General features: G+C 73.3%; 10 protein-coding genes. 2 read left to right on the top strand and 8 right to left on the bottom strand.

Annotated elements, in window-relative coordinates; all coding sequences use genetic code 11:
- Positions 1 to 52: 52 nt before the first annotated feature.
- On the top strand, positions 53 to 589 hold the full coding sequence (locus tag ABT053_RS02345) for a TetR/AcrR family transcriptional regulator (RefSeq protein ID WP_350966999.1): 537 nt from the start codon (positions 53 to 55) through the stop codon (positions 587 to 589).
- A 248-nt stretch (positions 590 to 837) separates the two neighbouring features.
- Here the strand turns inward: ABT053_RS02345 and ABT053_RS02340 are convergent, their stop codons facing one another.
- The 5 genes from ABT053_RS02340 to ABT053_RS02320 form a co-directional block, all read right to left on the bottom strand.
- Positions 838 to 2,769 carry an acyclic terpene utilization AtuA family protein gene (locus ABT053_RS02340; protein ID WP_350966998.1) on the bottom strand — a complete coding sequence of 644 codons (1,932 nt, stop codon included), beginning with the start codon at positions 2,767 to 2,769 and terminating at the stop codon, positions 838 to 840.
- Positions 2,770 to 3,037: 268 nt separating this feature from the next.
- Positions 3,038 to 3,850, bottom strand: coding sequence for an enoyl-CoA hydratase-related protein (locus ABT053_RS02335; RefSeq protein WP_350966997.1), 813 nt, complete (start codon positions 3,848 to 3,850; stop codon positions 3,038 to 3,040).
- A gap of 73 nt (positions 3,851 to 3,923) precedes the next feature.
- Positions 3,924 to 6,032 carry an acetyl/propionyl/methylcrotonyl-CoA carboxylase subunit alpha gene (locus tag ABT053_RS02330; protein WP_350966996.1) on the bottom strand — a complete coding sequence of 703 codons (2,109 nt, stop codon included), beginning with the start codon at positions 6,030 to 6,032 and terminating at the stop codon, positions 3,924 to 3,926.
- A 2-nt stretch (positions 6,033 to 6,034) separates the two neighbouring features.
- Positions 6,035 to 7,576: an acyl-CoA carboxylase subunit beta gene (locus ABT053_RS02325; RefSeq protein WP_350967105.1), complete on the bottom strand. Its 1,542-nt coding sequence runs from the start codon at positions 7,574 to 7,576 to the stop codon at positions 6,035 to 6,037.
- A 47-nt stretch (positions 7,577 to 7,623) separates the two neighbouring features.
- Complete coding sequence (locus ABT053_RS02320) at positions 7,624 to 8,364, bottom strand: TetR/AcrR family transcriptional regulator (RefSeq protein ID WP_350966995.1); 741 nt, start codon at positions 8,362 to 8,364, stop codon at positions 7,624 to 7,626.
- Between the two features lie 135 nt (positions 8,365 to 8,499).
- Here ABT053_RS02320 and ABT053_RS02315 point away from each other — a divergent pair, with 135 nt between their 5' ends.
- Positions 8,500 to 8,691: a glycine zipper domain-containing protein gene (locus tag ABT053_RS02315; RefSeq protein ID WP_350966994.1), complete on the top strand. Its 192-nt coding sequence runs from the start codon at positions 8,500 to 8,502 to the stop codon at positions 8,689 to 8,691.
- A gap of 297 nt (positions 8,692 to 8,988) precedes the next feature.
- On the opposite strand, the gene ABT053_RS02310 is transcribed toward ABT053_RS02315, so the two are convergent.
- From ABT053_RS02310 to ABT053_RS02300, 3 genes are all read right to left on the bottom strand, one after another.
- On the bottom strand, positions 8,989 to 10,155 hold the full coding sequence (locus tag ABT053_RS02310) for a PrsW family intramembrane metalloprotease (RefSeq protein ID WP_350966993.1): 1,167 nt from the start codon (positions 10,153 to 10,155) through the stop codon (positions 8,989 to 8,991).
- A gap of 259 nt (positions 10,156 to 10,414) precedes the next feature.
- The gene (locus ABT053_RS02305) at positions 10,415 to 10,993 is read right to left on the bottom strand and encodes a TetR/AcrR family transcriptional regulator (protein ID WP_350966992.1); all 579 of its coding nucleotides are present in this window, start codon (positions 10,991 to 10,993) and stop codon (positions 10,415 to 10,417) included.
- Positions 10,986 to 11,822: an alpha/beta fold hydrolase gene (locus ABT053_RS02300; RefSeq protein WP_350966991.1), complete on the bottom strand. Its 837-nt coding sequence runs from the start codon at positions 11,820 to 11,822 to the stop codon at positions 10,986 to 10,988. Before ABT053_RS02300 ends, ABT053_RS02305 begins: the two co-directional genes overlap by 8 nt.
- Between the last annotated feature and the right edge of the window lie 516 nt (positions 11,823 to 12,338).

The following is a 12,338-nucleotide window of genomic DNA, read 5'->3' as shown; positions in this document are numbered from 1 at the left end:
AATACGGAGAACTTCTCCGTTTGCAAACCGGTGTGGAACCCTGGGGGTACCGATGCGGGTCGACGCGCGTCGCAACCGTGAACACCTGCTGGCGACCGCCAAGGCCGTGATCGCCGAGCAGGGGCCCGAGGCGTCCCTCAACGAGATCGCGCGCCGGGCCGGGATGGGGCCGGGGACGCTCTACCGCCACTTCCCCACGCGGCAGGCGCTCCTAGCGGCCGTGTTCCAGGACCGGGTCGAGACACTGTGCGCGAAGGCGGAGAACCTGCTCGCCCACCCCTCAGCGGACGAGGCGCTCGCCCTCTGGTCACGGGACGTGCTCGCCCACGCCCTCACCGACGGCGGGTTGTCCGCCTCGATGACGCTCGGCGGGGCCGGACTCGGCTTCGACTGCCACGCGGCGATGCGCTCGGCGGCGGCGGGTCTGCTGACGCGGGCCCAGCGGGAGGGCCGGACGCGTCAGGACCTCGACGTCGAGGACTTCTTCCAGCTCGTCACCGGCGTCGCACTGGCCGCGAGCGAACTGCCCGGCGGCCTCGGCCGGGCCGACCACCTGCTCTCGGTGACCCTGGCGGGCCTGCGCGGGTGAGCCCGCTTTTCCTCACTTGGGCGGACGGTCGTACCGACGGGGCGGAAGCCGGGCGGGCTGTCGTACCGTCGGGCCGGAAGAGGCGTCGCGGGCTGTCGTATCGGCGGGTCGGAAGAGGTGTAGCGGACCGTCGCACCGGTGGGTTGGGGGAGGCGTCGCGCGACTTCGTATCGGCGGGTCGGAAGAGGTGTCGCGGACCGTCGTACCGTCGAGTCGCGAGAGGCGTCGCGGGATGTCGTACGGGCGGGTCAGAGGAGGCGTCGGGGGATGTCGGCGAGTCCGGCGCGGAGCTCCTCCCCGAGGGCCTTGGCCTGGGCGTCGAGACGGGGACTCGCGGCCACGCCCCGGCCGAGGAGGCCGTGCACGACGAAGTTGAGGGCGAGCAGGTTGGGCAGCTCGAAGCGCTCGACCCGCAGGCCGGCGGTGAACGGCAGGAGTTCCGCCAGGCGTTCGACCGTCAGGTAACCCTCCAGCCACCGGAATTGCTCGGGGGTACGGACCCAGACGCCCAGGTTGGCGTTGCCGCCCTTGTCGCCCGAGCGGGCGCCCACGATCGTGCCCAGCGCGACCCGCGCGGTCTCACCCTCGTCACGGTCATCGTGCCGGGCGCGCTCGGCCTCATCACCGGCGATCGCGCCCTCGCCCCCGTCGCGGTCCGTGCCTCGCGTGGTCGTCACCTCCGGAAAACCGGGCACGTCGGGCACATCGGATACACCGAGTACGTCGTGCGTGCCGGGTGCAGCAGGAAGCTCGCGGCCGTCGAGCCAGACGCGGGCCCGCACCGTCTCCGCCGGGACGAGCGTCGGCCAGTAGACCCCGTACGGCGAGGCGTCACCGGGAGGGGTGAGGCCGTAGAAGCCGGGATAGCTCGCCAGCCCGGTCTCGACCACGGCCGAGGAGAAGGCACGTCCCGCCCTCCGCCGGTCGGCGTCCATCACGGTGACGCGCAGCAGAGCGGTCCCGGCGGACGGTGCGTGCGGTGCGTGCCGGGTGAGCGGGTCGATCGGGTCGAGCGGGGTGGGAGGGTTGAGCGGGTCGAGCGGGGTGGGAGGGTTGAGCGGGTCGAGTAGGTCGCGCGGGTGGAGCGGGTGGAGCGGGTGGAGCGGGTGGAGCGAAGGGGGCGGGGTGAGCGGGGTCAGTTCCACGTGGACCTCGTCGAACGACTCCTTCGGCACCCGGGACCAGATGGCCTCCTCGGCGAGCCGGGCCTTCGCCTCGATGTCCAGGCCGGTCAGGACGAGCGTCATCGTGTTGCGGTAGCCCGCCAGGTAGTTGACGGCGACCTTGAGCGTGTCCGGAGGCGCCTCGCCGCGCACCCCCGAGACGCGGACCCGGTCCGGGCCCTCCTGCTCCAGCCGGATCGTGTCGAAGCGCGCGACCACGTCGGGCCCGAGGTAGCGGGGCGACCCGATCTCGTACAGCAGCTGCGCGGTCACCGTGCCCACCGAGACCAGCCCCCCGGTGCCCGGATGCTTGGTGACCACGCTGGAGCCGTCGGCCTCCAGCTCCACCAGCGGGAACCCGCAGCGCGCCAGGTCGGGAACCTCGCCGAAGAACGCGTAGTTGCCGCCGGTCGCCTGGCAGCCGCACTCGATGACGTGCCCGGCGACCACCGAACCGGCCAGCGCGTCGAGGTCGTCCGGCCCCCACCCGTACCGCCAGATCCCCGGCCCCGTGACCAGGGCGGCGTCCGTGACGCGGCCGGTCACCACCACGTCCGCCCCGGCCGACAGGGCGGCGGCGATCGGGCGGCCCCCCAGGTAGGCGTTGGCGGTCAGCGCGGGGGCGGGCAGCGGCTCACCGGTGTCCGCGTTGAGGGCGCCGCCCAGGTCGCGGCCGGTCAGGTCGTCGCCGGTGACGTGGGCGACCCGCACCGGCAGCCCGAGGCGCCCGGCGAGCTCGCGCACGGCCTCGGCGCACCCGGCCGGGTCCAGCCCGCCCGCGTTGGAGACGATCCTGACACCCCGCTCCAGGCACGTCCCGAGGACCTCCTCCAGCTGCCCCAGGAAGGTCGGCGCGTAGCCGGGGCGGCCCTTCAGCCGGTTCCCGGCCAGGATCAGCATGGTCAGCTCGGCGAGCCAGTCGCCGGTGAGCACGTCGATCGGGCCGCCCTCCACCATCTCCCTGGCGGCCGACAGCCGATCACCGTAGAAGCCGGAGCAGTTCGCGACGCGCAACATCAGCTCTCCTCGGACCAGGACGTCCCGGACACGCCACCGAGCGCCACGAGCACCGGCCCGCGCGGCACGGCTCCGCCGTGTTCCGCCGGTCCGTGTGGCGCGGTTCCGTCGTGTGTCCCCGGTCCGTTTGGTGTGACTCCGTCGCGCGTCGTCGGTTCGCGTGGCGCGGTTCCGTCGCGTGCCCCCGGTTCGAGCGGCACGGCTCCGTCGCGTGTCCCCGGTCCGTGCGGCACGGCTCCGTCGCGGGCCCCCGGTTCGCGGTACAACATCAGCTCGCCTCCGGGGCGGGGATCCACGACGCGGGCCGCTTCTCCATGAAGGCGGCGATCCCCTCCTGCCCCTCGGCGGAGGTGAAGCGGCGCGCGGACAGCTCGGCCATCTGGCGCATGCCCTCCTCGACGCTCAGCTCGGGCACGGTCCGCACCAGCTGCTTGGTGAGGGCGAGCGCCTCGGGGCCGCCGCGCAGCAGCATGCCGGTGTAGTGGGCGACCGTCGCGTCCAGCTCCTCCTCGGGCACGGCGCGGGTGAGCAGCCCGATCTCCCTGGCACGGGCGGCGTCGAACGTCTCCCCGGTGAGCAGGTACTCGGCGGCGGCGCGCGGGTCGAGCCGCCGCAGCACGGTCACCGAGATCATCGCGGGCACCACGCCGAGCCGTACCTCGCTGAACGCGAACGACGCCGAGTCGGGGGCGATCGCGAAGTCGCAGGCCGCCACCAGGCCGAGCCCCCCGGCCCGCGCGGTGCCGTTCAGCCTGCATACGACCGGCTTCGGGCTCTCCCAGATCAGGCTCATGATCTCCGGGAACGACGCCGTCACCGGCGCCTCGTGCGCGTCGCCCGGCGCGACCCGCTGCTCCTTCAGGTCGGCGCCCGCGCAGAACACCGGCCCGGTTCCGGTGAGCACGATCACCCGTACGCTCTCCTCGGCCAGCGCCCAGTTGAGCCGGTCCTCCAGGTCGCCCAGCAGCCGCACCGAGAGCGCGTTGCGGTTGCGGGGGGAGTCGAGGGTGATCGTCGCCACCCCGCCGGACACCTCCCTGCGCACCAGGCGTTCCACCGGCCAGCCCCCGTCGCTCTTCATCTCGGTCCTTCCGTCGTCGAGACCCCAACCCGGCTCCGGGACTCCACGGAGCCCTGGGAACCCGGGGAGAAGGTCACGCCTGCTCCTCGATCACGGCCAGTACGGCCCCCGCCTCGACCTGGCGGCCCGGCGTCACGTTCACCGCCGCCACCGTGCCGGGCGCGGACGCGACGATCCGGTGCTCCATCTTCATGGCTTCGAGCACCACGACCACCTGCCCCGCCCCGACGGCCTCGCCGGTCTTGACGTCGACCCGCAGCACCGTACCGGGCATGGGCGCCACCAGGGAGCCGGGCAGCACGTGTTCCACCGGTTCCGGCAGGCGGGCCAGCGGGGTGAGCCGTACGGAACCGAGGGGGGAGTCCACGTGCGTCACGCCGTCGTAGCGGGCGACCGCGAACCGGTGCCGCACGCCCGAGGTCTCCAGCACCACGAGCGAGGACGTCGCGCCGACCAGGACCGTATCGGGAAACCCCTCCGCCCGCAGGCCGTCCCTGGTGATCCGGTACGAGATCCCGGCCTCCGCGAAGGCGGTGCGCTGCGGCTGCGACACCACGTTGCGCCACCCGCTCGGCAGTCCCGCCTGCACGGTCGCCGCCGCCCGGTTGGCCGCCGCCCCCGCGAGCGCGGCGGCGAGCGCGGACAGGCGCACGACCTCGGGCCGCCCCCGGCCGGGCTCCACGGGATCGGCGGACCCTTGCTCGTCCGAGGAACCGGTGGAGGAACCGTCCGAGGAGCCGGCAGAGGAACCGGTGCCGGTGAGCCCGTGTTCCTCCAGGAAGCCGGTATGGGTGTCCCCGGCGAGGAACGCGGGGTGGCGCAGGACCTCGACCAGCAGGTCCCGGTTGGTGACGAGGCCGTGGATCCGCGCGCCCGCCAGCGCGGCAGCCAGCCTGCGCACGGCGTCGGAACGGCTCGCGCCGTACGAGACAACCTTGGCGAGCATCGGGTCGTAGTGGACGCCGATCTCCGAGCCGTCCTCCACGCCGGAGTCCAGCCGCAGGCCGTGGCGCCCGCCGGGCACGGGCGCGAAGCGGGAGTCCACCCCGGGAACCTCGAAGCGGTGCAGGACGCCGCTCTGCGGGAGCCAGTCGCGGGCCGGGTCCTCGGCGTAGAGACGCACCTCGACGGCGTGCCCGGACGGCTCCGGCGGCGACGCGGGGAGCCGGGCGCCCTCGGCGATCCGCAGCTGCCACTCGACGAGGTCGACGCCGTGGACGCACTCGGTCACCGGGTGCTCCACCTGCAGGCGGGTGTTCATCTCCAGGAAGGCGACCGTCTCGTCCCTGACGAGGAACTCGACGGTCCCGGCGCCGACGTACCCGATGGCCCGCGCGGCGGTCACCGCCGCGTCGAGGAGCCGCGCCCGCGTCGCGGGGGAGATCGCCGGGGACGGGGTCTCCTCGACCACCTTCTGGTGCCGCCGCTGGATCGAGCACTCCCGCTCGCCCAGCGCCCACACCGTCCCGTGCCCGTCGGCCAGGAGCTGCACCTCGATGTGCCGGGCGCCCTCCAGCAGGGGCTCGACGAACACCGTGCCGTCCCCGAACGCCGACGCGGCCTCCCGGCGCGCCGACTCGACCGCCTCCGGCAGGTCGTCGACGAGCCGCACGACGCGCATCCCGCGCCCGCCGCCCCCGGCCGACGCCTTCACCAGCAGCGGGACGGCCCATCCGGAGGCCGTCCCGCCCATCCGGGCGAACACGGCGTCCAGGTCGCCCTCCAGGTCGTCCATCGAGTAACCGGGCCCCGCGACGAAGCCCGGCAGCACCGGGACCCCGGCCTCGGCCATCAGCGCCTTCGCCTCGATCTTGGAACCCATCGCGGCGACGGCCCCGGCCGGAGGGCCGACCCAGGTCAGCCCGGCCTCCGGTACGGCCCGCGCGAAGGCCGCGTTCTCCGACAGGAAGCCGTACCCGGGATGGACCGCGTCCGCCCCCGCCGCGCGGGCCGCCGCGATGATCTTCTCTACCGACAGGTAGGTGTCGGCGGGCCGCACCCCGCGCAGCCGTACGGCGTGGTCGGCCTCGGCCACGTGCGGCGCGTCCGCGTCGGCGTCGGAGAAGACGGCGACGGTCTCGACGCCGAGGTCGCGGCAGGTACGGAAGACGCGGCGGGCGATCTCCCCCCGGTTGGCGACGAGCAGGCGTCGGATCGGCGCGGCGGTCACGGTCATGGGCATGGTCACATCCGGAAGACGCCGAAGCCCGAGGGCCGCGGGGCATTGTCGACAGTGGCGTTGTCGATGGCTGACAGGCACAAACCCAGGACCGTCCGGGTGTCGCGAGGGTCGATCACACCGTCGTCGTAGAGGCGGCCGGAGAGGAAGAACGGCAGCGACTCGGACTCGATCTGCGCCTCGACCAGCTGACGCATCGCCGCGTCGCCCTCCTCGTCGTAGACCTGGCCCCGCGCCTGGGCGGCGGCCCGGCCGACGATGGACAGCACCCCGGCGAGCTGGGCGGGCCCCATCACGGCCGACTTGGCGCTGGGCCAGGTGAACAGGAAGCGGGGGTCGTAGGCCCTGCCGCACATCCCGTAGTTGCCCGCCCCGTACGAGGCGCCCATCACGATCGTGATGTGCGGGACGGACGAGTTGGACACCGCGTTGATCATCATGGCGCCGTGCTTGATGATGCCGCCCTGCTCGTAGTCCTTGCCGACCATGTAGCCGGTGGTGTTCTGCAGGAAGACCAGCGGGACGCGGACCTGGTTGGCGAGCTGGATGAACTGCGCCGCCTTCTGCGCCTCCTCGCTGAACAGCACGCCCCTGGCGTTGGCCAGGATCCCGACCGGACGGCCGTGCAGGCGGGCCCACCCGGTCACCAGGCTCCCGCCGTACAGCGGCTTGAACTCGTCGAACTCGCTGCCGTCCACCACCCGCGCGATCACCTCGCGCGGGTCGAACGGGACCTTCAGGTCCTCCGGCACGATGCCCAGCAGCTCGTCCTCGTCGTACAGCGGACCGCGCACGGCACCGGGGGAGACGCCGGGCCGGCGCAGGTTCAGGCCCTTCACGATCCGCCGCCCGATCCGCAGCGCGTCGTGCTCGTCGGCGGCGAGGTAGTCGGCCAGGCCGCTGACGCGGGCGTGCATCTCGGCGCCGCCCAGCGACTCGTCGTCGGCCTCCTCCCCGGTGGCCATCTTGACCAGCGGCGGCCCGCCGAGGAAGACCTTCGCGCGCTCCTTGACCATGACCACGTGGTCGCTCATCCCCGGCACGTACGCCCCACCGGCCGTGGAGTTGCCGAAGACCAGCGCGATCGTCGGTATCCCGGCCGCCGACAGGCGGGTCAGGTCGCGGAAGATCCGGCCGCCGGGGATGAAGATCTCCTTCTGGGTCGGCAGGTCCGCCCCGCCCGACTCCACCAGGTTGATCAGCGGCAGCCGGTTCTCGAACGCGATGTCGGCCGCCCTGAGCGTCTTGCGCATCGTCCACGGGTTGGACGAGCCGCCCCGCACGGTCGGGTCGTTCGCGACGAGCACGCACTCGACGCCCTCGACCACCCCGATCCCGGTGACCACGCTCGCCCCGACGGGGAAGTCGCTGCCCCAGGCCGCCAGCGGCGAGAGCTCCAGGAACGCCGAGTCGGGGTCGACGAGCAGCTCGATCCGCTCCCTGGCCAGGAGCTTGCCCCGCGCGCGGTGCCGGTCGACGTACTTGCCGCCGCCGCCCGCCACCGCCTTGGCCTGCTCGGCGTCGAGCTCGGCCAGCTTGGCGAGCATCGCCTCGCGCCGCGCCAGGTAGTCGTCACCGGAGGTGTCCAGGCGGCTCACGAACCCGCTCCCTTGGTTGACACGGACGTCATATCGATGACCTCGCTCGTCGGCGTCGGCGTCGGCGTCGGCGTCGGCCGTCTAGGCGTCGGTGCTGATGCCGGTGCCGGATCCCGGGACGGTGTCGGTGTCGGTGTCAGGCCGATGGCCCGAGCCCAGAGCGTGGAGAGCGCCGCGACGGCGGTCCGCTCGTCGGCGTGCTCGCCGAGGTCCAGCCAGACGTGGGCGAAGTGCTCGACCATCCCGCCCAGCATCACGGCGGTCAGCCGGGGGTCCAGCGACGGGTCGGCCAGCCCCTGCTCCTGCAGGCGCAGCAACCCCTCCGCGCCCCGCCGCACGAACACCTCGCGCAGCTCCAGCAGGAGGCCGCGAAAACTCTCGTCGGTGGCCGCGACCTGCTCCAGCATCCGTACCAGCCGGGAGTTGGCGGCCCACGCGCGCAGGTAGAGCAGGTTGGCGGCCTCGATGCGGGCGTACGGGTCGCCGGGGGCGGCGGGCCCGACCACGCTGGCGGTGAACATCTCGCCCACCACGGTCGCCGCCACCTCGCGGAACAGCTCCTCGCGCGAGCCGAAGTAGGTGTAGAAGGTGCCGTGCGAGACCCCGGCGCGCGCGCAGACGTCGTCGACGCGCACGGCGTCGTAGCCCCGCTCCTCGAACGCCTCCCGCCCGGCCTGGACGAGCGCCGTCCGGGTGCGCCGCCCCCGGCTGCCGAGGGCCTCAGACTTGACGATCACGTCAAGTACGGTAGCCCACAACCGGCCCCGTCGCCAGGGACGCTCACGGTCCGGTGGGCTCGCGGTGAGCCGGAGGCCCCGAGACGTCGGCCTGGCCGGGCGCATGTTCCGCGGAAGCTGGGGAAGCGGCAGCACATGGATGAGAAGTCAGACGACGCGTCGAAGGCCGCCACCGGTCTCTCCCTCGGCATCGCGGTCGGGGTCGCCATCGGCGCCGCACTGGGAGTCGCGCTCGGCAACCTGGCCATGGGCATCGGTATCGGGATCGCCCTCGGCGCGGGCCTGGGGGTGGCCTACACGACCGGCCGCAAGAAGGGCAAGAGCTGAACGACCCCGGCCCGCGCCGGCACAGCGTGCGCGCCGGCTTGCTCGCACGCTGTACCGGCGCGGACCGGAGAGAGCGTCACGATGGTCTTCGCCGCGACCGGCCCAAGCGCGTACGGCCCGGTGCGTGCCGGTCCGAGCGCGCATACGGCCCGGCGCGACCGGTCCGAGTGCGTACGGTCCGGTGCGTGCCGGAGCGTACGGGAGCGAACGCGGACCGGAGAAAGCGCGTGCCGGAGAGAACTACGGGCCCGGTGCGTGCCGAAGAGAGCGCGTACGCGGTCCTACGCGTATGCACTCCTACGCGGGCTGAGGCTGTGACGGGGAACGCGGCACGAAGCTCTCCCGCGCCCGCGCCATGGTCGCCAGCAGGGCGTCGCGCTCGGCGACGAGCTCCCCGGGGTCGGTGCCGTCGCGCTCGGCGCGCTGGTGCAGCATGACCAGCTCGGTCGCGGCCTGCTGGTAGTCGGACATCGCGCGGCCCGCCCCGATCCCCCTCGCCCACCGGCGGGCCTGCCTGCGGGTGCTCAGCGAGCCGAGCATGCCGATGTCGTACGGCGTGACCAGGCCGGTCCCCAGGTAGGCGGGCAGGTGCACGCCGATCAGGGCCACCAGCAGGCGCCGCTCCCGCACGGTGACGACGACGAGCGCGCAGATGACGACCAGTTCCAGGAGGTAGGCGGCCCCGAGGGCGGGCAGCGACTCCAGCGCCGAGGTCCCGTTCCACAGGCCGTGCAGGAGCACGGCACCGAGGTAGCCCAGCGGGATGGCGAGGAACCCACCCCTGCGGCGCGTGGTGACCGCGTAGGCGACACCGAGCCCGATCATCGAGGTGAAGAGGGGATGCCCGAGCGGCGAGACCAGCCCCCGCAGCACGAAGAGGCCCACCGCCCCCTCCGCGCCCGTCTCGGTGAACGCGGCGGAGTAGTAGATCATGTTCTCCACGGCCGCGAACCCCAGGCCGACCATGGACGCGTAGATGATGCCGTCGGTCGGGCCGTCGATCTCGCGCCTGCACCGCCAGATCAGCCACAGGAGCGCGGAGCCCTTGAGCGCCTCCTCGACCACCGGGGCCACCGCCACCAGGGTCGCGGTCTCCGCCACCCGCTCGCCCACGTCGAAGGCCCGCACCAGCACGATCGTGCCGCCCAGCTCCAGGACGACGCCGAGGACCACCGCGATGCCCGCGCCCCAGGCGAACGCGAAGAGCAGGTTCAGCCGGGGCTCGGGCTCCAGCCGGTCGAGCGCGAGCACGGCGGCGAGCAGGACCGGCAGCGGTGCCAGCCCCAGGGCGAACGAGACGCCGAAACCGGTGGTACTCCCGTTCGCCAGGACGATGCCCATGGCGATCAGGACGCAGATCCCGGAGACCGCGAGAGCGGCGATCAGCCCCTTGCCCGGCCGGGGCGGCAGAACCCGCGGCCGGGCTCCCCGCGCTGGGGGTACGGCCGCCTCGTGAGTGTCCATCGGTGCCGGTCTCCTCGTGGTCGCTTTCCGTATGGAGAGCACCACGGTCCCCCGGACCGGTTAACGTCCGCTTGCAATCCGTGAGACGACCGCCACACGGCGGCGCGGCCCCGGCCCGCCGATGGTGAACCCCTGACGCCCGGCCGCGCCCGGTGAGCGGGAACGATCGCCGACGGCGTTCGCGAAACGCGGCTTTGTCAGGCGTCCGCGGAACGCGGCGTCGCCAGAGTGTTGCCAGACGTTCTCGAACGCGGCCCTGTCAGGCGCGGCGCTGTCCAAGGGCGCGCAGGCCCTGGTCGGTGAAGGCGATCAGCCACTCGAAGCTCTCGTCGATGTCGGCGCTCCACTGGAAGCCACCGGCGGCCTGCAGCGTGGCGAAGCCGTGGCAGAGGCTGCGGAGCATGCGCAGTGCGTGGTCCACGTCGGGCTCCTCGATCTCGTAGCCGCGCAGGACCGCCGCGAACGCGTCCATCGCCCGTCGGCCCTCCGTGGCGAGCGGATCGTCCGGGCCGGACGGCTCCACGCCGATCGTCGCGGCGTAGCGGCCGGGGTGTTCCATGACGAAGGTGCGGAGGGCGCGCGCCGCGGCGGCCAGGGCGTCACGGCCGGCGTAGCCCTGGATCGCGCTGCCCATGGCGTCGGCGGCCTGGCTCATCGCCAGGACCGCGATGCGCCGGTTGAGATCCTCCTGGCCGCTCACGTGCTTGTACAGGGACGGGGTGCGCACGCCCACCCGCTCGGCCAGCAGGCCCATCGTCAGGTTGGCGAGCCCCACCTCGTCGGCAAGGGCGGCACCGGCCGCGACCACGGCCGCCGGGTCGAGGCCGGCTCTAGGCACGGGCGGCGTCCGGCCGGAGGAAGGCGAGCATGAGCGAGACCACCCGGTCAGGATACTGGTCGTGCGGGTAGTGCCCGGCGCCCTCGATCATCTCGAGACGGCCGAGGCCGGACGGCAGGGCGTCGACGATCGCCGAGCCCTCGGCGCGCGGGTCGGCCCAGTCGGGGTCGAGCGTGCCCATCACGACCAGGACCGGGCAGCGGACGCCGCCGAGGTGCGCGCCCGCGTCGGTCGGGGCGCTGCGGCCCATGCCCTGCAAGGCCTTCATCCGGCCCGGCTCGCGCATCAGGGAGTCGACGCGGCCGAGCCGCTCGGCCCAGTCGCCCGGCTTCACACCGGGGTAGGCCACGTCGAGGTAGGAGCGCCAGAGCGGCACGCTGCCGAACGCGCCGGCGCCGAGCAGCCGCAGCATGCCCTGCCGGAAGCGCCTCACCCGCAGGTCGCCGAGGCGGACCGTCTGCTTGCGGGTGAACGGTGCCAGCTCGACGACCGCGCTGACCAGCGAGGGCTCCTGAGCCGCCGCGATGGTGGCGGCGCCGCCGGAGATCGAGTGGCCGACGAGCACGGCGGGACCGCCCAGGTGGCGGATCACGGCGAGCAGGTCACCGGCGATGGCGGTGCGGCTCCAGGCCGGCCAGCCGACACTGGACTCGCCGCAGCCGCGCAGGTCGACCGCGGCGACCCGGTAGCCCGCCGCCACCAGCGGCGGGATCACCGCACGGTACGCGGCACGGCTGTCGCCCATGCCGTGCGCGAGAACGATCAGCGGGCCGGCTCCCGCCACCTCGTAAGCGATCGTGCCGCCGTCGACGGCGAGGTACTCGGTCATGACATCCTCCAGGTTTGGCTAACGGTGTTAGCTAAAAGCTAATCTAATTAGCCAAACCTGTCAACAACGAGACCCCTGGGTACGGCCGGGGAGTGCGACGAATCGCGCTTGATCTGCTCACGAACGGCCGAAGCGGCCTGAGCGGCCTGACGCTCCATGCGATCCCCGTCCTCGAGGAAGACCCGCGCCCACGGGGGTTCATCTCCCGGCCCCGGGTGGGGGCGGGGTTATCTCGCCAGTGAGGGCGGGGGCATCCCCTGGCCGGCCGCGTGCGGGTGGTCGCGGTTCGGGATCTTCTCATCCCGCTGGCCGGTGCGCTGGCGGTTCCCGTGCGACGGGTGAGTCGTCTCCGCCCCGGTCCTCGCGCGGACCGTCGTGACGGCGGGCGGACGGGCGGCGGTGAGACCGCACCCATTCGCCAATGGCACCCGGGGCGGTCGGGGGTGCGGGGGTGCGTGAGCCCGTGAGCCCGTGAGCCCGTGAGCCCGTGAGCCCGTGAGCCCGTGAGCCCGTGAG

Source organism: Streptosporangium sp. NPDC002524 (assembly GCF_040295985.1).
GTDB lineage: Bacteria > Actinomycetota > Actinomycetes > Streptosporangiales > Streptosporangiaceae > Streptosporangium.
This window is presented reverse-complemented; position numbering and strand designations above follow the sequence as displayed.

What these genes read in the sequence shown, in the direction of transcription:
- ABT053_RS02345 (WP_350966999.1), top strand. Translation starts at nt 53, where the DNA reads ATGCGGGTCGACGCGCGTCGCAACCGTGAACACCTGCTGGCGACCGCC.
- ABT053_RS02340 (WP_350966998.1), bottom strand. Translation starts at nt 2,769, where the DNA reads ATGTTGCGCGTCGCGAACTGCTCCGGCTTCTACGGTGATCGGCTGTCG.
- ABT053_RS02335 (WP_350966997.1), bottom strand. Translation starts at nt 3,850, where the DNA reads ATGAAGAGCGACGGGGGCTGGCCGGTGGAACGCCTGGTGCGCAGGGAG.
- ABT053_RS02330 (WP_350966996.1), bottom strand. Translation starts at nt 6,032, where the DNA reads ATGCCCATGACCGTGACCGCCGCGCCGATCCGACGCCTGCTCGTCGCC.
- ABT053_RS02325 (WP_350967105.1), bottom strand. Translation starts at nt 7,576, where the DNA reads ATGCTCGCCAAGCTGGCCGAGCTCGACGCCGAGCAGGCCAAGGCGGTG.
- ABT053_RS02315 (WP_350966994.1), top strand. Translation starts at nt 8,500, where the DNA reads ATGGATGAGAAGTCAGACGACGCGTCGAAGGCCGCCACCGGTCTCTCC.
- ABT053_RS02310 (WP_350966993.1), bottom strand. Translation starts at nt 10,155, where the DNA reads ATGGACACTCACGAGGCGGCCGTACCCCCAGCGCGGGGAGCCCGGCCG.
- ABT053_RS02300 (WP_350966991.1), bottom strand. Translation starts at nt 11,822, where the DNA reads ATGACCGAGTACCTCGCCGTCGACGGCGGCACGATCGCTTACGAGGTG.